This window comes from uncultured Senegalimassilia sp., from assembly GCF_902464545.1.
In the GTDB taxonomy this organism is placed as follows: domain Bacteria; phylum Actinomycetota; class Coriobacteriia; order Coriobacteriales; family Eggerthellaceae; genus Senegalimassilia.
This window is the reverse complement of sequence record NZ_CABQJR010000003.1, coordinates 40879-62933: the sequence shown is the minus strand read 5'-3', so window position 1 is coordinate 62933 and position 22055 is coordinate 40879. Positions and strand designations below refer to the sequence as shown.

19 protein-coding genes, 2 tRNA genes and 1 riboswitch are annotated in these 22055 nt (G+C 60.3%); of the genes, 3 read left to right on the top strand and 18 right to left on the bottom strand.

What is annotated here, in order from left to right:
• The 11 genes from menB to RDW26_RS01445 form a co-directional block, all read right to left on the bottom strand.
• On the bottom strand, positions 1 to 840 hold the full coding sequence (gene menB / locus RDW26_RS01495; protein WP_294416228.1) for a 1,4-dihydroxy-2-naphthoyl-CoA synthase: 840 nt from the start codon (positions 838 to 840) through the stop codon (positions 1 to 3).
• 167 nt (positions 841 to 1007) lie between these two features.
• A complete protein-coding gene (locus RDW26_RS01490) occupies positions 1008 to 1364 on the bottom strand; it encodes an Hpt domain-containing protein (RefSeq protein ID WP_307982225.1) in 357 nt (118 codons plus the stop codon).
• Positions 1365 to 1450: 86 nt separating this feature from the next.
• The gene (locus RDW26_RS01485) at positions 1451 to 3358 is read right to left on the bottom strand and encodes a diguanylate cyclase (protein ID WP_307982224.1); all 1908 of its coding nucleotides are present in this window, start codon (positions 3356 to 3358) and stop codon (positions 1451 to 1453) included.
• A gap of 343 nt (positions 3359 to 3701) precedes the next feature.
• Positions 3702 to 4589: an alpha/beta fold hydrolase gene (locus tag RDW26_RS01480; RefSeq protein ID WP_307982223.1), complete on the bottom strand. Its 888-nt coding sequence runs from the start codon at positions 4587 to 4589 to the stop codon at positions 3702 to 3704.
• A gap of 148 nt (positions 4590 to 4737) precedes the next feature.
• A complete protein-coding gene (gene menD, locus RDW26_RS01475) occupies positions 4738 to 6747 on the bottom strand; it encodes a thiamine pyrophosphate-binding protein (RefSeq protein ID WP_307982222.1) in 2010 nt (669 codons plus the stop codon).
• Entirely contained in the window at positions 6744 to 8114 is a 1371-nt protein-coding gene (locus RDW26_RS01470; protein ID WP_307982221.1) for an isochorismate synthase, read from the bottom strand. Before RDW26_RS01470 ends, menD begins: the two co-directional genes overlap by 4 nt.
• A 157-nt stretch (positions 8115 to 8271) precedes the next feature.
• Positions 8272 to 8541 (bottom strand): ACT domain-containing protein, encoded by a 270-nt coding sequence (locus RDW26_RS01465; RefSeq protein WP_307982220.1) that lies wholly within the window; start codon positions 8539 to 8541, stop codon positions 8272 to 8274.
• Positions 8542 to 8677: 136 nt separating this feature from the next.
• Positions 8678 to 9475 (bottom strand): TSUP family transporter, encoded by a 798-nt coding sequence (locus RDW26_RS01460; protein WP_307982219.1) that lies wholly within the window; start codon positions 9473 to 9475, stop codon positions 8678 to 8680.
• A 15-nt stretch (positions 9476 to 9490) separates the two neighbouring features.
• Entirely contained in the window at positions 9491 to 10072 is a 582-nt protein-coding gene (gene folE, locus RDW26_RS01455; protein ID WP_294418531.1) for a GTP cyclohydrolase I FolE, read from the bottom strand.
• A 385-nt stretch (positions 10073 to 10457) separates the two neighbouring features.
• Complete coding sequence (locus tag RDW26_RS01450) at positions 10458 to 11402, bottom strand: exodeoxyribonuclease III (RefSeq protein ID WP_307982218.1); 945 nt, start codon at positions 11400 to 11402, stop codon at positions 10458 to 10460.
• A 267-nt stretch (positions 11403 to 11669) separates the two neighbouring features.
• On the bottom strand, positions 11670 to 12149 hold the full coding sequence (locus tag RDW26_RS01445; RefSeq protein ID WP_307982217.1) for a 23S rRNA (pseudouridine(1915)-N(3))-methyltransferase RlmH: 480 nt from the start codon (positions 12147 to 12149) through the stop codon (positions 11670 to 11672).
• A 556-nt stretch (positions 12150 to 12705) separates the two neighbouring features.
• A riboswitch (glycine riboswitch) is annotated at positions 12706 to 12852 on the top strand.
• A gap of 170 nt (positions 12853 to 13022) precedes the next feature.
• On the opposite strand from RDW26_RS01445, the gene RDW26_RS01440 reads away from it, so the two are divergent.
• The gene (locus RDW26_RS01440) at positions 13023 to 14597 is read left to right on the top strand and encodes a sodium:alanine symporter family protein (RefSeq protein ID WP_307982216.1); all 1575 of its coding nucleotides are present in this window, start codon (positions 13023 to 13025) and stop codon (positions 14595 to 14597) included.
• Between the two features lie 600 nt (positions 14598 to 15197).
• On the opposite strand, the gene RDW26_RS01435 is transcribed toward RDW26_RS01440, so the two are convergent.
• The 3 genes from RDW26_RS01435 to RDW26_RS01425 form a co-directional block, all read right to left on the bottom strand.
• Complete coding sequence (locus RDW26_RS01435) at positions 15198 to 15722, bottom strand: shikimate kinase (RefSeq protein WP_294362530.1); 525 nt, start codon at positions 15720 to 15722, stop codon at positions 15198 to 15200.
• Between the two features lie 82 nt (positions 15723 to 15804).
• A complete protein-coding gene (locus RDW26_RS01430; protein WP_307982215.1) occupies positions 15805 to 16716 on the bottom strand; it encodes a DMT family transporter in 912 nt (303 codons plus the stop codon).
• Between the two features lie 107 nt (positions 16717 to 16823).
• On the bottom strand, positions 16824 to 18674 hold the full coding sequence (locus tag RDW26_RS01425; protein WP_307982214.1) for a DUF2207 domain-containing protein: 1851 nt from the start codon (positions 18672 to 18674) through the stop codon (positions 16824 to 16826).
• A 218-nt stretch (positions 18675 to 18892) separates the two neighbouring features.
• On the opposite strand from RDW26_RS01425, the gene RDW26_RS01420 reads away from it, so the two are divergent.
• Positions 18893 to 18983: transfer RNA gene (locus tag RDW26_RS01420), tRNA-Ser, on the top strand.
• A gap of 311 nt (positions 18984 to 19294) precedes the next feature.
• Here the strand turns inward: RDW26_RS01420 and RDW26_RS01415 are convergent.
• The 4 genes from RDW26_RS01415 to RDW26_RS01400 form a co-directional block, all read right to left on the bottom strand.
• The gene (locus RDW26_RS01415) at positions 19295 to 19660 is read right to left on the bottom strand and encodes a hypothetical protein (protein WP_307982213.1); all 366 of its coding nucleotides are present in this window, start codon (positions 19658 to 19660) and stop codon (positions 19295 to 19297) included.
• Between the two features lies 1 nt (position 19661).
• Positions 19662 to 20213: a LemA family protein gene (locus tag RDW26_RS01410; protein WP_307982212.1), complete on the bottom strand. Its 552-nt coding sequence runs from the start codon at positions 20211 to 20213 to the stop codon at positions 19662 to 19664.
• Positions 20214 to 20387: 174 nt separating this feature from the next.
• Positions 20388 to 21350 (bottom strand): 4-(cytidine 5'-diphospho)-2-C-methyl-D-erythritol kinase, encoded by a 963-nt coding sequence (gene ispE, locus RDW26_RS01405; protein ID WP_294416204.1) that lies wholly within the window; start codon positions 21348 to 21350, stop codon positions 20388 to 20390.
• 56 nt (positions 21351 to 21406) lie between these two features.
• The gene (locus RDW26_RS01400; RefSeq protein ID WP_298628479.1) at positions 21407 to 21910 is read right to left on the bottom strand and encodes a nucleoside deaminase; all 504 of its coding nucleotides are present in this window, start codon (positions 21908 to 21910) and stop codon (positions 21407 to 21409) included.
• A 34-nt stretch (positions 21911 to 21944) separates the two neighbouring features.
• Between RDW26_RS01400 and RDW26_RS01395 the strand changes: the two genes are divergently transcribed.
• A tRNA-Ser gene (locus RDW26_RS01395) sits at positions 21945 to 22032 on the top strand.
• Positions 22033 to 22055 lie beyond the last annotated feature (23 nt).

Sequence of the window (22055 nt, the reverse complement as noted above, 5' to 3'; positions counted from 1 at the left end):
TTACGGGAACTTCGGGTACTTGGAGAAGTCGGGCTTGCGCTTCTCCTTGAACGCGTCGCGGCCCTCCTTCGCCTCGTCGGTGGTGTAGTACAGCAACGTAGCGTCGCCGGCGAACTGCTGCAGACCGGCCAAGCCGTCGGTGGCGGCGTTGAAGGACGCCTTCATGAAGCGCAGCGCCGTGGGGCTGAACTGCAGCATCTCGCGCGCCCACTGCACGGTCTCCTCCTCGAGCTGCTCGAAGGGCACCACCTTGTTGACCATGCCCATGTCGAGCGCCTCCTGCGCCGTGTACTGACGGCACAGGTACCAGATCTCGCGCGCCTTCTTCTGGCCGACCATGGCCGCCAGGTAGCCCGCGCCGTACCCGGCGTCGAAGCTGCCCACCTTCGGGCCCGTCTGGCCGAACTTCGCCGTCTCCGCGGCGATGGACAGGTCGCACAGGATGTGCAGCACATGGCCGCCGCCGATGGCGTAGCCGTTGACCATGGCGATGACGGGCTTGGGCACCACGCGGATCAGTCGCTGCAGGTCGAGCACGTTCAGGCGGGGGATGTTGTCCTCGCCGACGTAGCCGCCGTTGCCGCGGATCTTTTGGTCGCCGCCGCTGCAGAACGCCTCGTCCTCGTGACGGCCGCCATGGTTGGCGCCCGTGAGGATGATGACGCCGACGGAGGCGTCGTCACGCGCAACGGAGAACGCGTCGTACATCTCGTTGACCGTCAGGGGCGTGAAGGCATTGCGCCTGGCGGGACGGTTGATGGTGATCTTCGCGATGCCCTCGTACGTTTCGTAGACGATCTCGCGGTATTGCTTTCCAGGTTGCCACTGGATGTCGCTCATGTGATTCCTTCCGCTGCTACGCGAAAACGCAAGGGTTTGCGCGAAGTTTTACGTGTACGAAACAATGGTAGCGAATTCGCCCGACATAAGCACGCTCCGCACGATATCCGCATCGTACGGAGCGTCTGAGGTTCCCCATTCCATTGTGCAGCCAGGCCGCGCGGTTGCTACAGGGCGGCGCGCAGGGCCTCCGCCGTCTTGCCGTACTCGGCCTCCACAGGCTCGAACAGCTCCTTCGCCCGCGTGAGGTCGGTAGGCTTGGCGCGCAGCTCCTCGGTCAGCGCGTTCGACGGCTCGTATAGGCCGGTGAAGCCCATGTTCTGCGCGACGCCCTTCAGCGTATGGGAGGCAAGGAACGCAGCATCCGCGTTGCCGCTTCGCAGCGCTTCGCCCAGCTGCTCGAAGCTGCCGTCCTCCAGGAACTTCTTGGCGAATCGCACGATAAGCTCCTCGCTGGTGAAACGGCGCAACACGTCGTTGAAATCGGCTCCTACCTGGTTATATGCGCTCTCAATCGCACTCATGGCCTATCTCGCCTTTCCTTGTCGGCCCATTTTCATCATCGGGGCGCCCTTCATCGATCAAGCTTCCGCTCTTTCCCGCCCCCTCGTCATTCACTGAAATAGGGGGGGGGTGGATCTTGCTCGTCCTTCTCGACCACGATACGGTCCTGCAGATCGATGAGGCAGTCGATGAGCAGCGGGTTGAACGCGCCGCAGTCGCCGTTCAAGATCATGTGCATGGCCTTCTCGTGCGAGAACGCCTTCTTATACACGCGGTCGCTGGTCAGGGCGTCGTAGACATCGACCAATGCCACGACCTGCGCCGATATGGGGATCTCCTCGCCCTTCAGCCCATCAGGGTATCCGCTGCCGTCGTAGCGCTCGTGATGCCAGCGGCAGATGTCGCGCGCGGTGCGCACCAGGGCGCTGTCGCGGTACTGCACCATGCCCTCCAGCATATCGGCGCCGATGGTGGTGTGGGTCTTCGTGATCTCGAACTCCTCGGACGTCAACCTGCCCGGCTTGTTCAAGATGTTGTCGGGGATGGATAGCTTCCCCAGGTCATGCAGCGTGGAGGCGGCGGCAATGGTGCTGCGATCGCTTGAGGTGATGTGGTAGCGGTCCGTTTTGCGCATCAGATGCTCCAGCATCATCTCGGTGAGCTTGCGCACATGCTGCACGTGCGGCCCGCTTTCGCCGTTGCGCAGCTCCATGGCTCCGCCCATGATGTCGACGAGCATGCGGCTTTCGCGTTCGCGCTCGTAGAACTGCTGCGCGAGCATGGTGGAAAGGCGCCGTTGCTTGGTGTAGAGGCGCATGATGTTGCTGACGCGCTGGCGCACGATGCGCGAGTCGAAGGGGCGGCTGATGTAGTCGGAAGCGCCCAGCTCATAGGCGCGTAGCACCGAGTCGTCGGAGTCTTCGCTCGAGATCATGATGACGGGGATGTCGTCGATCCAGCCGTTGCGCGACATGCAGGAGAGCACGTCGAAACCGTCGGCGCCGGGCATGACGATGTCGAGCAACACGATGGAGATGCCGCTTCCGTGCTGTTCCAGGCACGCGATGCCCGCTTCGCCGCAATCCGCCTCGAGGATCTCGTACTGGTCCTTGAGCATCTCGCTCAGGATGACGCGGTTCATCTCGGAATCGTCCACCACCAACAGCAACGGTTTATGGAACTCGTAGGGATCAAGGTCGTCGGAATCGGTTATGACGAGGTTCTTGCGGCCCTTCGCCTTGTACATGAGGCCATCCGCCTGGCGCACCGCCTCCTCGACGGTGCGACCCTCGGACAACACGCCGCCGATGCTGACGGTGAGGTTGATGTTCTCGTATCCGGGAACGGGCGTTTCGGCCAGCTTATCCACCATATCGTGCAGCTTGCGCGCGAAGACGTCAGCGGAAATGCCGGGGATGACCAGCACGAACTCGTCGCCGCCGTAACGCACGAGCATATCGCTGGACCGGATGCAGCTCCTGAGCGCGCTCACGGCCGTTTTGATGGCGACATCGCCGGCATGATGGCCCAGCGTATCGTTGACCAGCTTGAAATCGTCCAGGTCCAAAACCGCCACGCCGGCGAACACGTGCTGATTACGCAGGTTGTCCTCGTAGAATCGCCGGTTGTACGCGCCCGATAGCGCATCGTGATAGAGCAGCTCCTCGGAAGGCAAGCCGCCAGCGACCGCGTCGATGGGCTGAGCGCACATGAGCACACCCGGCTTGCCATCGACGTTCACGTACCAAGCCGATGCGCGATGGACCTGATCGCCCATGAGCACCCTATGCGTTCGGGAACCTCCATCGCGCAGAATGTCCTTGCACACCCCGCGCATGCAAACGCACGCGCCGCCGTACAGGAGGCAAGATTCATCTTCCTCTATGTCGCGCTCGTCAAGAAAGCGCACGACGGGATAGACGCCGAGCAAGCGGCCGATCTCCGCATCGAGTTCGTCCCTCGACATATCGGATAGCTGGTCTTGCTGCTCGGTACCTTGCGTTTTGTCATCCATAGCCGGTGAGCCTCTGTTTCGAGTTGATTCGAACTTGCGTGCATACTGGTTTCCAATGAGTGCATTGTAGCAAAGTAGCACCACGTCAAGACGCTGATCAGCAATGCACGGGAACATGGCACGGAATGGAAGGGGCGAAACGGGCGCTTGCCGCAAGTACCTTGGAGCAAGGTTACGGCAAGCGCCTTCCAGGCCGTTGAGAGGGGACTGACGGATAAGGCCGCGGAGCTCGCAGCCCGGCACCACGTTGTTCGAGTGGACCGGGGACGCCCCGCTAGCGCGCCGCCACGCAACACGGGCGGACGGCAGGCGTCAGGCTGCACGGGCGGGCGGCGACTCCCTGCTAGCGAGTCGCCACGCTGTGCACGCAGGCGGCGAACACCTCGGGGGCCTCCAGATGGACGTTGTGCCCCACCTTCGGCGCGATGCGCGTCCTCACGATGCCCTCCTCGTGCAGGCTTGCTGCGAGCTTGCTGTACTTCACGTCCTTTTCGCCAGCAAGGTAGAGGGCCGGGTAGCCACGCAAGCCGAGGTCGCGCAGCGCCGCCGTGGTCTCGCGATATGAGGGCATGCGGTGCTGACCTGCGCATTCCACGCACTTCGCCAGCGCCTCGGGGTCGTTGGCAAGCCTGTTGGCGCGCACCGCGGCGCGAACCTTCCTCGGCAACGCCTTCTGCGATTCGAACAGCGGCAGGTTCTCCCAGTAGGTCATGAAGTCCTTCAGCGGCGTCTCGCGCAGGCGGCGCGCCATGTCGGCATCGCGCTCGATGGCGGCATCGCGCTCCGCCTGCGTTTTCGGTCCCATGCCCACGCTCTCCAGAAGCAAGCCGCTCGTTTGCTTTGCGAAGGTGGCAGGGCCGACCTCGAGCAACGCGGAAAGAGCAACGCGCCCACCCATTGAATAAGCAACGACCAGGGGTTTTCCCGGAATCAGCTTGATAAGGGCAAGGAGCGCCTCACCCATGGCCGGCAAGCTGTACGGCGCCGGATGGACCGGGACCGATGACCCGCCGTGGCCGACAAGGTCAATGCCGTACACGTCGCGCTCAAGGAAGATGGTGCGGCTCGTGGGGAACCAGGACAGCGCGTTTTGCGCGAATCCGTGCACGAACAGCACCGGGGTGCGACGACGGCCGCGGGCGGGATTATCCTCCTTCATATACAGGTAACGATATCGGACTCCGTCAACGTCGAAGCAGGCGGTTTCCGACTGCTCGTTCATCATTTCCATGAGCGCCTCCTCGATCCCTTGATGTTCTATCGTTGTATGTGTTGCGTACAACACAGTATGCCGGCAGCGCTAGGGCGCAAATCGCCGACGCTGCGGCGATAATCGCGCAAAGCGCTTACCTTGCCAGCGACGGTTGCGCGCCGAGCGCCTACCAATACTTGGCGTAGCGTTCGCGCAGACCCTGCAGGGGCACGGGCACTTCGATGAAGCTAATGCCCGGAACATCCAGCGATGCTCGATACGCCCGGTCGAACTCGGCCAACGTGGCCGTTTTGCTGTAGGGCACGCCGAATGCGGCGACCGCTGCCTGGAAGTCCACGTCCTGAGGCGTGAGGAACAGGCGCTCGAAATACGCTTCCTGCGACTTCTGCGGCAGCATATCGAATATGGCGCCGCCGTTGTTGTTCAGCAGCACGATGGTAATGCCCTGCTCACCGGCGTTTGTTTCGCAGCTATTACGCTTGGCGCCCTGTTTCGGCGCGCGGTTCTCGTCGCCTGCGGCGTCGACGAGCTGCCGCTGCACGCGAAGCTCACGCTGCAACGCCAGGGCATTCAAGTCGTGCTGCATGGTCAAATCGCCCGTGATCAGCGTGGTGCGGCCGAAGCAGCGCGAGGCGCCGATGGCCGTGGAAACCGTGCCATCGATGCCGTTCAGGCCCCGGTTCGCCAACACGGTCAGCTGCTTGCCGCCCTTCAGGTAGAAGGTGTCCACGGCACGCACGCTCATGGAGTTTGCCGCGAACAGGCACGAGCCTTCGGGGGCAAGCTCCAGCACGCGACGGACGTAGGCGCCCTCGAAGCCGTCGGCACCGGGTTCTTCGTCGGCATCCACCGCGGCTATGCGTTTTGCGGCGGCTTCCTCCACCTGCTGCCAGGCGTTGGCGAACGAGAGGTCGTTGGCGCCTGCCGCCGCGGGGCCGTCCTCCACGCGCAGCGCGCGCAGCATGCTTTGCGCGAAATCGGCGGGCTTCGTGCGGACGAACACCGTGGTGGCGGCGTTGGTGTCGCGCGTTTCCAAGGGGTCGACCACAACCTGCAACACGCCGGCGTCCTCGCGCGCACGGGCCCACTGCGTCGCGCGCTTCGACACGGGGTAGCGGCCAAAACGCACGATGATCTGCGGGTTCAGGCTTTCGTCAGGCGAGATGCCGCCAGGCTGGAACACGCTGTCGTAGTTGCCGATCACCAGCGGATCGTCGAAGGAGCGCAGGCCCGAGAGCGGGTCGGCGAGCACGGGAATGGCGAAGGTGCGCGCGAAGGCCAGCACGCGCTGCGCCTCCTCGTGCGTGGCGCAGGAGCCTTCGCCCGCCAGCAGCAGCACGCTGTTGGCCAGCAGCTCACGGGCAAGCTGCGCCGCCGCAACGCCTTCCATACCCCCGTGCACGTGCGCGACGCCGACGGGAAGCAACGGCTTTCGAGTGGGTTTTGCCCCGGGAGCCGCGCTGTCCGCAGCGGACTCGGCGCAAGGGACACCGGCGTCGAACAGGTCGGGCAGCGTCACGTCGGGCTTCAGCGGCTCGTCGAACGGGAAGTTCAGATGCACCGGGCCGCCGAAGCAGGCTCCGGCAAGACGCTGGGATGCGCACGCCGCCGCAGCCGAGGGCGCTGCCGAGGAGTTTTGCGCTCCCTGGTTTTGCGCAGGCTCGCACAACCCGAGTGCGGCGATGCACGCCTCGCGGGCAGCTTGGCGAGCGAAGCGCAGCGAACCTTCATCATCTGCGGGCAAGGGCATGCTGCGATAGGCGCGCACGTGCGTACCGTAAGCGTGCGATTGGTCGCAGGTTTGCGGGGCACCCAGCCCCTGCAGCTGCGGCGGGCGGTCGGCCGTCAGCACGATAAGGGGCACACGTGAGGATTCCGCCTCGAGGATGGCAGGATAGTAGTTGGCGATGGCCGTGCCCGACGAGCACACCAGCGCCGCCGGACGACCGGACGCCTTCGCCATACCCAACGCCAGAAAAGCGGCGCCGCGCTCGTCGATGTCCACATACGTGCTCATCCGTTGCGGAGCGCGGCAAGACAGCTCGTAGGCGGTCATAGACAGCGGGGTGGAGCGCGAACCGGGGCTGATTACCACGTTTTGCACGCCCCATTTCGCAAGCTCATCGAAGAACGCTCCCAAAAAGCGCGCGGTTGCGCGCGGATCGGCGACGGTCATCGAGCTTCCCCTTTCCCTGAGGTTCTGGTTTGCGCAGCAGCTTGCGAAGCGGTTTGACCCGCAGTTTGCGTTGCTTTTTGCGGGTTGATTTGCGCGGCGCAGAACGAAGCCGCGCCGGCTTCGCCATCGAATGCGGAGAGCACGGTTTTCAGCTTCAGCGCGATCTCATCGTACTCGTCCGCCGCGCGGCTGCCATCGACGATGCCGCATCCGGCGTACACGTAGCCGATCTCGCCGTCGAACACGCCGGTGCGCAGCGCCACGCTGAACTCGCCATCTCCCGCAGCATCCACGTAGCCGCATGCGCCGGCGAAGAAGCCGCGGTTGTAGGTTTCAATCTGGCGGATGAGCATCTTCGCCTCGCCGACCGGGGTGCCAGAAACCGCGGGGGTGGGGTGCAAATCGCCCATCATCGACCACAGGTCAACGCCTTCAAGCAGTTTTGCGCGCGCAGGCGTCATCAGATGTTGGATGCGCGTCAACGGCATGATGGTCGGCTCTTTCGGGACATCGACCGCATAGCAGGTGCGGCCCAGCACATCCCGGATGAATCGCACGACGTAGTCATGTTCGGCACGGTTCTTCGCATCATTCAGCAAGCCCTGCGCAAGGCGCTCGTTCTCGGCGGGGTCGGGCGATGCCGGACAGGTTCCCGCCAAGCACATGCTTTCCAGCTCGCAGCCGGCTTTGCGCACGAGCAACTCGGGAGTGCAGCCGCAGAAGAACACGTCGGCGTAGCGGTAGAGCAGCACGGTTCCGTGCGCGGTGCCGTCGATCAGGTTCACCAACAGGTCCTTCGAAGAGAATGGCTCGTCGGCACGCAGTTTCAGGCGGCGCGAAAGCACCACCTTCTCCACGCGGCCGCCCTTGATGGCGTCGAGCCCGCTTCCCACCGCCTGCTCCCAAGCGGACCGCGAATCGAGCTCCAGCTGGTACGAAACGGTGCGGCGCGTGCGATGCGGCGCCGTCAAGGCAAGGCGCGCAAAGCGCTCGACGCGACCGGCGTACACCGGACCAAGGGAGTTCACCTGCAGGAAAGCGCCGCTCTCATTCTCGATGAGCACGACCTCGGGCAGCATGAAATGCAAGTTGGGAAACGATTGGAACAGCTCATCTGCCGGCGCTGGGTTGTGCGCGTCGAAGCGATTGAACGAGAAGAACACCGGCTGCTCGGCGGCCGGCCCCGTCAGCTCACACTCGGCCTCGTCCAAGGTCGGCAGCGCGATGCAGCGTCCCAAGCCCATGAAACGCGTAGGACGGTCCTTGCGGTAATACACGAATTGATCGGTGAAGCCCTTCTGCATGAGGCAGAACGCGTCGACGATATCGGCATCGAGCGGCTGGGTGTACGAATAGATTCGGGTCATTCGACTTCTCCCTGATCGTCTGATGGGTCACAGTTTCCTATTATAACGGTGCGCAAAAAGGCCCGGAGTCTCCGACTCCGGGCCGTCGTTCGGCGGCTTGTATGCAAGCGATTCGGCTTGCGCCCTTGTTCGCAAGCAGCACGATCCGATTCGCGAACTAGATCTTGTACATGAACTGGAAAACGTCCTCACGCTGGATGGTGATCTGCACGCCCAGCTCAGAGGCGACGCCCTCAAGCTTCTCCTGCACAGCGTTAAAGTCAGCCTTCTCAGTGTCCAGCGTGGTCAGCATGGTCATGGAGAACATTTCGCCCAAGATGGTCTGGCTGATGTCGTCGATGTTGGCACCGCATTCGGCCAGCGCAACCGAAACAGCTGCGACGATACCGCTACGATCCTTGCCAAGAACGCTGATAACGCACTTCATGTTCGAATCCTTTCACCCGCGCGACCGACGCGCTCGTTTCAGTATGCTTCCATAGTACCCGATTGTCATGCACCTTGTATTTTCAGGTGGCGTTTCACGTGAAACATCCGCAGCCAGCGGCGGGTAGTTTCACGGCTTAGGCGACGAAATCCCAAATAACCTTCGCGAAGAAGATGACCAGGACGACGATGGTGATGGGTCGGGCGACCGCACCGCCGTTCTTCGAAAAGCTATGGGAGCCCAAGTAGTTGCCCACGATGTTGAAGGCGCCTGCAACCAAGCCGAGCACCAGCAGCACCTGGCCATGCAGGAGGAACACCACCAGCGCCGTGACGTTGGTGGTCAGGTTGATGGCCTTCGTGATGCCGGCGGCGGATTTGAGCTTCAGATGGGCCACGCCAGTGAGCAGCAGCATCAGAAACGTGCCCGTTCCGGGACCGTAGAAGCCGTCGTATATGCCCACGCAAAACGCCACCAGCGCGCAAAGCGCCGCGGTACGTTTCGACGAAAGCGGCTCTTTGTCCTGCTTGCCGAAGCTCTTCGATCTCATTACGTAGATGGCCGTGATCGGCAGCACCGCCAGCAGAAATACGCGCAAGAATGCGTCGCTGGTGATGAGCACCAGGTTCGATCCGATGGTCGATCCGGCTACGGCGAGCACCACGCAAACGCCCGCCAGCTTCCATTGAATGTAGCCCGATTTCGCATAATGCCAGGTGGCGATGGTGGTGCCCATGGTCGAGCTCATCTTGTTCGTTGCAATGGCGGCATGCGTGGGCAGGCCGGCGATCATATAGGCGGGCAGCGAGATCAGCCCGCCGCCGCCCGCGATGGCGTCGACGTAACCCGCCAGGAACACGAGCAGGCACACCAGCAGCATAGACCCCGGGGCAATGCCGAACAGCTGGTGACACACGTCGGCAACGGCTTCCATAACCAAGCCTTTGCGCTATCGGGTTTCGCGCAAGATGAGCGACATGGCCTCCGTGCGAGAGGCTCGGGCCGCATCGGTGCTGCCGGCGAACACGCCGCGCACCGCGCTGGTGACCGTGTGGCTGCCGGGCTTCTTCACGCCGCGCATGCTCATGCACATGTGCTCGGCCTCCAGCACCACCACAACGCCCTGCGGGTTCAACTGCTCGACCAGGGTGTCGGCAATCTGCGAGGTCAAACGCTCCTGCACCTGCGGACGCTTCGCATACACTTCGACCAGGCGCGCCAGCTTCGACAGACCGCACACGCGACCATCGGCGGCCGGGATGTAGGCGATGTGCGCCTTGCCGAAGAACGGCACCAGGTGATGCTCGCACATGGAGTAGAAATAGATGTCGCGCACAAGCACCATTTCGCTGCAGTGCTCGTCGAACGTGGTGGCGAAATGCACAGCAGGGTCTTCCGTCAGGCCGGCGAACACCTCTTCGTACATGCGGGCAACGCGCGCGGGCGTCTCCTTCAGACCCTCGCGGTCGGGATTCTCGCCCACGCCCTCCAAAATCATGCGAACGCCGGCTTCGATCTTTGCAGTATCCATATGGTTGATTTCCTTCTAGCAGTACTGAATACAGGTCCGGCAGCACCACTTCCAACCGCCGCAACCTCTCGTTTCGAACCCTAGCATGATACCACGCGCCACCAGCAGCTTCGCCAACCCCCATCCCAGACACATCGGGGACGTAGCACTAAGTGTCCGGTTTCGCGAATCGCCTTCCCCGACTTCCATTTTCTCGCAGTCTTATGGAAAGCACGATATGGCACGCTCAAGCCGCTCCCTCAAGCAAACCAACTCCGGACAGATAGGGGACGTAGCGCTATGTGTCCGGTTTTGCGAGCTTCTCAGAAGTTGCGTTCTGCACAACGAGAAGAAAGCTTGACACATAGCGCTACGTCCCCAAAACGTCAGAGTCAAAGCGCCGGAGTTAACCCAGGTCGAGCTCGAGACCGACGGGGCAGTGGTCGCTGCCGAACACCTCGTTGTAGATGCTGGCGGCTTCGATGCGCGGCGCCAAGGCGTTGCTGACCAGGAAATAGTCGATGCGCCATCCTGCGTTGTTCTTGCGTGCGTTAAAACGATAACTCCACCAGGAGTATGCGCCGGCAAGATCGGGATGCGTGCTGCGGAAGGTGTCGGTGAACCCGGCGTCGAGCAGCTTGGTGAACTTCTCGCGTTCCTCATCGGAAAAGCCCGCATTTCCACGGTTGGGGCCGGGGTTCTTCAGGTCGATCTCGTTATGCGCCACGTTGAAATCGCCGCACATGACCACCGGCTTCGGCTGTGCCGATTCACCAGGCTGCGTCAACGGAAGCCATTGCGTGGGCAAATGCCCGTCGCCCATGGGAGCCGATTCCGGGATCACATCCGCGCCGTTTTTGCCTTCACCACGGCCTGCCTCCGGGCGCAGCACCACGTTGCCATCGGCGCCGGCACGTTCCACCGGAACGCCTGCCGGGAGCACACCCTCTCCCAAGCCCTTGCAAAAGTCGCGGAACGCGTCATCCCATTCCATGCGATGATCGATACGCGCCAGCTCGTTTTGCGCGTTCGGCGTGTAAACGCAAACGAACCAATACTCGGGAAATTCGCACGCCACGATGCGGCCTTCGGTATCCAAATGGGGAAAGCCCAGGCCATGAAGCACCTGCAGCGGCTCTTCCTTTGTGAAAACCGCCGTACCGGAATAGCCCTTCTTCTCCGCATAGCTCCAAAACTCGCGATACTGCGGCAAATCAAGCGTCGCCTGACCCGCCTGCAGCTTCGTTTCCTGCAGCGCGACGACATCGGCATCGAACTGGCACACGATATCCTCGAAGCCCTTCTTCAAAACGGCGCGCAAACCGTTCACGTTCCAAGAAATCATCCGCATAGGGAAGCGCCTCCTTCGCAGGCAAATTCGTTCCGAAACAGTATAAGAAGCTCGGGAAACGCAGGCAAACACCTACTTCGCACATGGCGACCGCAGGAAACCGGACAGTTAGCGACACGTCCCCTAAGTGTCAGCTCCGACAGGCGGTTGCGGCCAGAGCAGCTGGCGCTTCACGCGCGAAACATCGGCGCATGCCTGTTCCGCAGGCTTATCGGCGTGCGCATTGCCCGGCACGTTTCGGACAATGCCTCGGAACACCGTACAACGTTATTTGTGGTACGGCTCTCCGTGGGATATCTTCTGCGAACGATAGAGTTGCTCCAGCAGCACCACGCGCGCAAGGTTGTGGGGGAGCGTGATCGGTCCGAACGACAGCAGCTCGTCGGCGCGTTTGCGCACCTCATCACTCACGCCGTCGGATCCGCCGATGACGAATGCGAAGTTGCTCTTCCCTTGCAGCATAAGGTTGCCCAAACGCTTCGACAACCCCTCGCTTGAACGCTCTTTGCCGTCGATGGCTAGCAGCACCATGTGCGTATCTGCGCCAAGTTTCTCCAGCTCAGCGCAGATCGCGGCGCCTTCTTTATCGCGTGCGCCATCCACGCCGCCGGCCTTACGCGGGTCGACGTCGGCGATCTCGCGCACCTGGGTTTTCGCATAAGGCTGCAGGCGCTTCAGGTACTCCGCGCACGCATCAGCCCAGAATCGCTCCTTCAACTTTCCAACCGCCACAACCGTGAACTTCATCCTAACCCTTTCATAGCGCAACATAATATTGAGCAAAGCGATTACAACAGCATCCGCCGGGTTCTGCCCCCCTTGAGAAGCAAGGGCGGGCAGTCCTGCTCACAAGGGGACGAAGCTCTCTTCAGGCAGCCCTTTGCATTGAATAGCCCGGGCTTGAACCCACTTGTTGTGAGAGCAGATGCAGCAATCATTCGCCCGTTCCAGGTCGAAACCATGTTAACAAGGCGCACTCCCTAAAACGAAGGTGCAACCCTTATCAGAAAGAAACATCCACCTCGACAAATAAGCCGGCATCTTCGCAAGAAGCCATGCGCAACGGCATTAGTACAACATTGCGTTCAATCATTCTTGCACAAGAATCTCCTCGGCGTTCATTCCGCATCCCGGCCTTAAAAACCGTTCTGTCTCATTCCGGCCTTTTTTGTCCACTTGCCCAAAAAGTTACACGTTCGAAATATTAGGGTGTTTACAAGCCGTTACCCCGCTGTTAAAGTTCATGCCACAATTTCATAGCGTCACCCCGTTGATATGTTCTGGATCGCAAGAAACAGGGCAAGCAGGGGCCTCTGGAGAATCCCAACCATGGGTGCCGAAGGGGCAAGGTGAAACGCAGGCCGCAAGACCTAACCGCAAACAGCTTCAACAAGCTGCAGTGGCGAACCGTTTCACTGAAACTCTCAGGCAAAAGGACAGAGAAAAGTCAGTGACTTGTCGCAAACGTGAACGAAACTCAAACTCGGCGTTCACCGAAACTTTTCCCTTTCCATAATCCCATATCCCAGGACCCCATTGCTTTCGCTGAGCTCTCTTTCCGTGCATCCTCAGGGTCTCGCAGAGGTTGTATCGGTTCAGAGTTTTAGTTAGGAGTGAGTTGTGGAAGGGTTTTTCGACGTCGTCAATAACGTGATCACCGCCATTGACGACTTTGTGTGGGGCGTACCGCTGATGGTGCTCATCCTGTTCGGAGGCATCCTGCTGACGGTTCGTCTGGGCGGTTTGCAGTTCCGTCAACTGCCGCGCGCTTTGCGCTACATGGTCAAGAACGAAAAGGGCGGCTCCGGCGAAGTGACCAGCTTCGGCGCGCTGTGCACCGCGCTTTCAGCAACCATCGGTACTGGTAACATCGTGGGCGTTGCAACCGCTGTCGTGGTCGGCGGCCCTGGTGCCATGTTCTGGATGTGGCTGGCAGCGCTGTTCGGCATGGCCACGAAGTACTCCGAGGGCCTGCTTGCCGTCAAGTTCCGCAGCATCGACGAGAACACCGGCCACGTGCTGGGCGGCCCGTTCTATTACATCGAGCGCGGCATGGGCAAGCGTCTGCCCAAGATCAGCTGGCGTTGGCTGGCCAAGATCTTCGCCTTCTTCGGCATGTGCGTCGGCCTGTTCGGCATCGGTACTTTCACCCAGGTGAATTCCATCAACACCGCCATCACGAACTTCTTCGATCCTGAGAAGTCCTTCACCATCAGCATCCTCAGTATGGATTACTCCATCGCCACCGTCATCGGCGGCATCGTGGTTGCCGTGCTGGTCGGCCTGGTGGTCATCGGCGGCATCAAGCGTATCGCCAGCGTCTCCGAGCGCGTCATCCCCGTCATGGTAGTGCTCTACGTGGGCTTCTCCCTGGTCCTGCTGCTGACCAACCTGGACAAGATCCCCGGCGCGTTCGTGGTCATCTTCCGTTCCGCCTTCGGCCTTGATGCTGCTGCCGGCGGTATGCTCGGCGCCATCTTCATCGCCATGCAGAAGGGTATCGCCCGCGGTATCTTCTCCAACGAGGCCGGCCTTGGTTCTGCACCTATCGCCGCTGCTGCCGCTCAGACGAAGGAGCCCGTGCGTCAGGGTCTCGTGTCCATGACCGGTACGTTCCTCGACACCATCGTGGTCTGCACCATGACCGGCCTTGCCCTGGTCATGACCGGCGCTTACCAGGTCCCCGGCCTTGAGGGCGCTGCCGTCACCACCGCAGCTTTCCAGGCTGGCCTGCCGTTCATTCCTCCCACCGTCGTGTCGTTCGTGCTCATGGCGTGCCTGGCCCTGTTCGGCTTCACCACCATCCTCGGCTGGGACTACTACGGCGAGCGTTGCCTTGAGTACTTCAGCAACGGCAGCATGAAGGCCGTGAAGGTTTACCGCTGGCTCTACATCGCCGCTGTGTTCATCGGCCCTTACATGACCGTTTCCGCCGTTTGGACCATCGCCGACATCTTCAACGCATGCATGGCCGTGCCGAACATGATCGCCTTGATCGTTCTCTCCGGTGTGGTCGTCCGTGAAACGAAGGACTTCTTCAAGCGTCTGAACGACGCTGGCGGCAAGGAAGAGGACATGGTTCCGCACAAGAATCATGACGACGTGCCGCCGATCGATCCCCTTACTGATCGCCTGGGTGCAAAGAACGCCCAGGAGGACCTCGCAGCAGCTGCACAAGGTTTCGCCACCGCATAGCAACTGCCTGCCCCTCATGCTGGCCCCGATGTTTCACGTGAAACATCGGGGCCTTATTTGTTTCTGCGAGATCATTTAACGCAGACTTGCTGCGTAATCTTTAAGCGCCGCTCCTATAAGCAAAGGGGAGTTCACAATCCGACTATCACCGCTCTTTACCAGCAAAACTAAGGCAAAAGCGCGATATAAGCTTAGTCGAGGATTCTATACCCGGGCTCAATGAGTGGTGTATAAACCTATCCCAAATGCTTTCGCCTTGTTTGGAACTCCAGCGTTGCTAAATCCCCTACACACCCCAAGCCTCTGCAGTAAGTCCCAAGCCGGCCACCTCCAAAACCGCAGCAGTAACGTCGTGTCATCTATCCGACGGCCTTCATCGCCTCATAAACGCCATGACGCGCTGTCCGATTTCCTCCTCCAAGCTGAAACGCATCGATGCCCGTAGCTAGCCGAGCGCCATAGAGCGCTTCACCACCGAACCGCATGTCGTGGTTTTCCGAACTCTACAGCGCAGCCATGTTCAACTTCTTAACTTGCTCGCGTGTACAAGAAAGGCCACCTTTCGGTGGCCTTTCAACATCTAATGTTTCACGTGAAACATTACTTCACGCCTTCATGAGCAAGCGCATCTGCAACCTTACGAGCCGCAGCGGTGATGGACAGGTCGTTCACATCCACCGTGATACCGGCATAGTGCTCATACAGCGGCAGGCGCTCGTCATACAGCTCCTTCAAGCTCATGCCGATGCCGCCCTTTAAAACGACGCCGCGCTCCTGCAGGTCGCTCAGACGATGCACAAGCTGATCATAGGAGATCTTGAGGTACACAACCGTGCCGATCTCCGCCAGATGCTTCATAGCCTCATCGGAATACACGGCGGAACCGCCCGTGGCGATGACGCTATTCTCCGCATCGATCTTGCTGAGAATCTCGTTCTCGACCTCGATGAAGCCCTCAGGGCCGCATGCATCGATGATCTTCTGCAGCGTCTTGTCGCACTGGTTCTGGATGACAATGTCGGCGTCAATGAAGTCCTTCGTCATGATTTTCGCCAACACGATGCCCAGCGTGGATTTACCCGAGCCGGGCATGCCGATAAGAACAACGTTGTTCTTCTCCGCCATGGTAAGCCCTCCTTGATCGGTCATGTACGTTCGAATTGTATCATGCCTGCTCATACGTCAGGACAACGGTAACAAGCTGTTCTTATACAGCCTCCCCAACGGCATCATCAGGCTGTTTGCGCTTCAACGGAAACGTCTCGCTGATGATGATGGCCACGAAAATCAAGGAGAAGCCGACCAGCAAACGCAGGCTCAGCTGCTCGCCGTACAGCAGCACGCTGAACAGCACACCGAACACCGATTCCAGGCTCAAGAACAGCGATGCCTGCGCGGGAGGGATGTGCGCCAGCGCCACATTCTGGATACCGAACGCCACAATGGAAGCGAAGATAGACAGGAACAGCAGCTGGCCGATGATGTCGGGCGTGAAGACCGCGAACCCTGGGAACGTCTCAAAAGCCGCTCCCGACAGCAAGCCCATGCAACCTTCAGCGACGAACTGCACAGCCGTCAGGGCCAGCACGTCATGGAAGCGGGAGAGCTTCGAAACCAGCACCATATGCACGGCGAACAAGACCGCGCACAGCAGCGTCATGACCTCGCCGAAGCCCATGGTCATGCCGCCCGACTGGACCGACACGAGCCAAATGCCCACCAAGGCAAGCACGGCGGCTCCGATATTGAACACCGTTGGGCGCCTGTGGGCGACGACCCACCACAAGAAGGGGACGATCACGCAATACGTCGCCGTCAGAAACGCGTTGATGCCTGGTGTCGTGTGCTCCAGACCAACGGTTTGCGTCCAGAACGCCAGGAAATCGGCAAGGCCGAGCACCGTGCCGGCAAGCACCATCTTGCCGCTGAACGCCTTGCGAACACGCTTCCAAAGAATGGCAGTCAACACGATGCCCGCGAACAGGAAGCGGAACCCCAACAGCCACGCTGGCGGAAGGACCGCCACAACGCCCTTCATGGACACGAAGCTATATCCCCAGATGATGGTTGCCACCACGATGGCAACCTTATACGCCCAAGCGGGCAATTCCTTCTTCATACACCCTTCCCTTTGCCTTCTATCGCAACCCGCTACCAGGGGCATAAAGAAACGCCAACCTGCAGCCGCACAAAGCGACGCAGATCGGCGTTTCACCTTCTCAACGACTAGCGGGCTCCGCCGCCACCGCCACCGAAGCCGCCGCCACCGCCGCTGGAGAATCCGCCGCCGCTTCCGCTGCCGCTCGATTCGGCTTGAATGGCCTCGTTAGCGGTCTTCACAGCTTGGTTGAACGACGAGGAAAGGAAGCTTCCCACATCGGGCATCCCGGCGTTCGCGCCGCTCTCGTAAGAGGTATACCAACCCCACCAGGGCACATAGGTGTCTCCATACGTTTGGTCGACCGTGAACAGCTGAGGCTGCGTCTTGCGAAGCTGCTCGATGGCCTGCTTCGCAACGCCGAACAAGTACGCATACACCATGAACTCGCCCCACACCTTCACATCGGCGGGCGGGCGCTCCTCAAGCGAGCTGAAGTCGCGCAGCCAGTTGCGCAACGCCTTGCAGTGCGCAACCAGGTTGTTGCCGTCGATGCTGCGTCGCGTCATGTTGTTGCCGATGAACGCCAGCGCCGCAACGGTCGGAACACCGCATATCATCGGGAGCATGTTGTCGGACATGAACCAGATCACCATGGCGATAACGAGCAACGCAACAGCGATCGTCCACGTCCAACCGCGCAGGTTATTGCCCTTCTCCTCGAAGAAGCCGTGCTTATCCGTCTCCGCGGTCAGCACACCTTGCCAATTCTTCACCGCGTTTACCAGCTGCTCCGAATGGTCTTCGCCATACTTCTTGATGCTACCGAACCACAGCGAGTTCTGACCTGACGCCACCCTGTCGAACAGCAGATTGAACGTCGTCCTGTCGATCGGGTCGCTCACGGCATCGGCTTCCACCAGCTTCGTGATATAGAAGTCGTTCACAGTCTTCATGCCGCCATGCTTCTTCGGTGCCATGTACGAACCGGAATCAATGCGCACGGCTCCCGTCTGCGCCAGATGCATGATCGTTGCCGTAAGATCGTCGGTGCTTTCCCTGTTCCAACGCCACAGGCGGCCGATAACGGCTGGGTGCATGCCTTGGCGCGGCACGTCGCGCCAATACTGCTCCGTGAAGTCCGGCTTGTGCTCTTTGCCGTGACGGAAGAACATGACGATGGCCCAAATCAAGACCGCAACGCACACGGCAACGCATGCCACGGAGAACGCCAGCGACATCATGCGCTTGCTGTTCGCCGTATCCGCCCAGGCCTTCTCCTCCTTCAGGACCGTGTCCAGGCGCTGCTCGCCGGCATGCAGGCGCTGCGTGCTCAGCGACACGTTCGTCAACCACTTGGAGGGGATGCACACGCGCATCTCGGCATATTCACCGGATTCCACGCGAGGAACCGTGCAGGTGACCGACCCATCGGCGTTAACGGAGACGTTGCCGCTCAACGGACCATGACCCCACGCGCGCACGTTCTCGCCAGGGTCGACCGTGACGCCCTGGGGAAGGGGAAGCTGAAGCGTAGCCGTCACATTCTCGGAAGGAACCGCCCAGGCGGAGCCTAGATACTGCCAGTACACCTCAGAGACGTCATCGTAGACCTGCGCCATGTTGGTGATGGTGTAGTCGAGCTCCACGACCACACGCTGGGGCTGGGATCCGAAGAATACGTACACGGTGTTCTTCGGGCTATCGACGGAATACGAATCCTTTCCCGGGCCACCTTCCTCACGCCATTTCAGCTCGAACGGAACCTCGGGCATCGCCGACATGGACCCTTCGGCGTCGTTGGACCCGTCAACGCTCATCATGCGGACGCCGTTTACGGTGAACTCCGCATTCGTGGGCAGTAGATTCAGCGTCCACCATACCGCCGAGAACGAACCGTCGAAATCAAACGTACGCTGCTCAACCACGTGAAGCGTTCCGTCGGTTTCAAGCTGAGCTTGGATATCCACTTGCGGCATGGTGTATGACTTCGCGTAGGCCTTGCCCGGCAAAGCTGCCAGCGCGCAAGCGCAAGCAACGACCACTAAAGCGACCGCAACCAGCCATGCGACGCGGCAACGCGCACCATCCCGCTGGCTGCCTGGGAAATGAGGTGTCCTTGTGTATTGCATCGAGAATGCTCCTTGCAAGTTTCCGACAGTCAAGGTATTATATCTACCCGCACCTATTATAGCGTGGAGAAGTGACCGAGAGGCCGAAGGTGCTCGCCTGCTAAGTGAGTATGCCCCACAAGGGCATCTAGGGTTCGAATCCCTACTTCTCCGCCACTGGATACTTACGCGAACCCCATCAGGGCCATCCTGATGGGGTTCGTTTTTTGTACCCTACCATCACCGGTGTCGACGCCATCTTCTGCAAGCCTACAACCAACCCTTTGTCACGACTTTCTAAACTTCGTAGGCGGTCGTGAGCAATGCAGGGAATTCAGACAAGAACGCCTACAGGGGGGCACCTTACATAAGAAACCACCTCAACAGCATGCTCTTTGAGAGATGCTATCCCTCTCTTTCGTGGACCGTTTTCCCAACGCTTTCCCGCACTAAAAAAGTAGGCGCCCGAAATCGGGCGCCTACGCAATCTATCTTCTTCCCCAAGGCCAGGGCCAGCGTCGCAAACGCTTCGCCTTCATCGGCTTCATCCGATACGAGGGGTTGTGTTTCAGGAACACGGCTCGGCATATCCGCGTGATCCCCAGCGCCACCAACGCCGTGACCATGAACGAAAGCGTTAAATCCAGCACATCGCCGTTGCCCTCCGACAGCGCATATAAACTTGCCAGGCCGAAGAACGCGGCCAGCACCACGTTCAACATGGTGAAAGCTTTGATAAGGATCTCTTTCGCCCGCGCCGGCGAATAACGCCATGCCGCCACCACATATACCACGCCGGCCACGAAAGCCAGTAATAGCAGCAACGGTATGATGCGCGTCAGCCTTGCAACCATGCTAGAACGTCACCTTCGGCGCGGTGGAAGCGCCCTCCTCAGCGGCAAAGCTCGGACGCTCCTTGAATCCCATCATGCCTGCGAAAAGCACGGCCGGGAACGTCTGAATGGCGGTGTTGTACTTCATCACCGTATCGTTGAAGCTCTGGCGCATGTAGCTGATCTTGTCCTCGGTGCTAGACAACTCGGCCTGAAATTGCTGGAAGTTGGCGTTCGCCTTCAAGTCGGGATAGGCTTCCGCCACCGCGAACAAGCTTTTCAGAGTCTCGGTAAGGTGGTTGTTGGCCCCCATGCGGCCCTCGGGAGTGCTTGCGCTCGCCACAGCCGCACGAGCCTGCGTCACGGCATCCAGCGTAGCACTTTCGTGCTGCGCGTAACCCTTCACGGTTTCCACCACGTTCGGGATAAGGTCCAAACGCCTCTGAAGCTGCACATCGATCTGCGCCCAAGCGTTGTCCACCATGTTGCGAAGCTTCACCAGCTTGTTATAGAGCGCGATGATGAGCACGATGAGCACTACGGCTATCGCGACAAGCATGATTGCTGCCGTCATGGCTTCCTCCTTCTACCGGTTGCCTGCATTACGCGACCTTGAAGATCGCGCTTCTCTGCACATCGCAGTCCAAACCCTTGCAAGGCCGAAAAGCCCTCTAGGAGAGGTGCTCCGACCGTGGATACAGCATAAACTACATTGCCACGCTGGAATCCTCTGCCCCGCGAGGTTTGTCTAGCAATTCGTGGTAAGCGTCGCCTTGAAGGGGCCGAACGTGGTGGTGCGAGCCCACCATCCCTTGGCCTGCGCATCGGTTGCCACCTTGGCCGCCGATGCAAAGGAATCGCATACCGCGAACACTGCGGCGCCGCTGCCGGACATCATGGCGTTGCATACGCCCGGCTGCTCCTGCAGCCACTCGCGCACGGTGCGGATCCCCGGATTCAGCTGCTCGCTGGCCTTCGCCATGTTGTTCAGCAGCGGCACGCTCATCGCATACTCCGCTGATTCCGCGGCTTCCGCGTCCTCCGCTGAAATAGGCTGAGGGTCTTCGTCGATCTTCTTGTAGGACTCGGCCGTGGAAACGCCGCCTTCGGGTTTCACCAGCACCAGGAAGTCGTTCATCGGCTTGAGCGTACGGACCAGGTTCTCGCCGATGCCGTCGTAAAGGGCGCAGCCGCCTTGCAAGAAGAAGACCACGTCGGCGCCCAACTGAGCGGCAACCTCTTTGATTCGCGGATCCAAAACGCTTTCGCCCCACAGAACCGCCGAGCCCAGCAGCGCTGCGGCCGCATCCGAAGAACCGCCGCCCAGGCCGGCCTGAACGGGGATGCGCTTCTCAAGATGCACGCGCATCGTTTCCTCTTCGCCCAGCGTTCGGCCAAATGCCTCGGCCAGCTTCAAGATTGCCTTCACCACGATGTTGTCCTGCGGGTCGACATCCAGGGGAGCCAGCCCCTCGAAGCTGCGCGTGGTCAGCTTCACCGCTTCACCGGTGCCCGGGATGATCTTCATGCGCAGCACATCATGCAGCATCAGCGCATGCATCGTCGTAGACACCTCATGGTATCCGTCGTCGCGCACGCCCTTGACGTTCAGGTACAGATTCACCTTCGCCGGGGCAACCAGCTTGAGCGAACCCATACCGGCAAACTCGCGCGCTTCCACGTCCTGGGCAACGCGGGCTATGTCGAGCATGTCCACGGACCCTTCCAATGTTTCACGTGAAACATTCTGTTTTTCATCTTGCTGCATCACTGCTGCTCCGTTCGTTTCTTTCGACGTGCCTTGAAGAATTCTCGCAATATGGTTGCGCATTCCTCGGACAGCACGCCGGCCTTTACGTCGAATGTATGGTTGAGGCGCTTATCCTCGTGAATGGAATACAGCGTGCCCAAAGCACCCGCTTTCGGGTCGGGCGCACCGAACACGCATCGGTCGACCCGAGCCTGGTGCATGAGCCCGGCGCACATGATGCACGGTTCCAACGTCACGTACACCGTGCAACCCGTAAGCCTCCACACGCCAAGTTCGGCCGCCGCCATCTTCATGGCAACGAACTCCGCATGCCCTGCGGGATCTTGCTGCGTCTCGCGGATGTTGCATGCCCGCGCAATCACGCGAGGCTCGGCAAGCGGTCGACGCGTTGCTTTGTCGATAGGGTGGTACACAACCACGGCGCCGATGGGGACCTCTCCCATAGCCGCCGCACGTTGCGCCTCCTCAAGCGCCATGCGCATGTATTCTTCGTCATTCATAAGCATCATTATATGGTATCCTAGCAAGCTACATGGAGGAATGGCCGAGTGGTTGAAGGCGGCAGTCTTGAAAACTGTTGAGCCGCAAGGTTCCGTGGGTTCGAATCCTACTTCCTCCGCCAGAATGCTATCGCCCGGGTCCCCG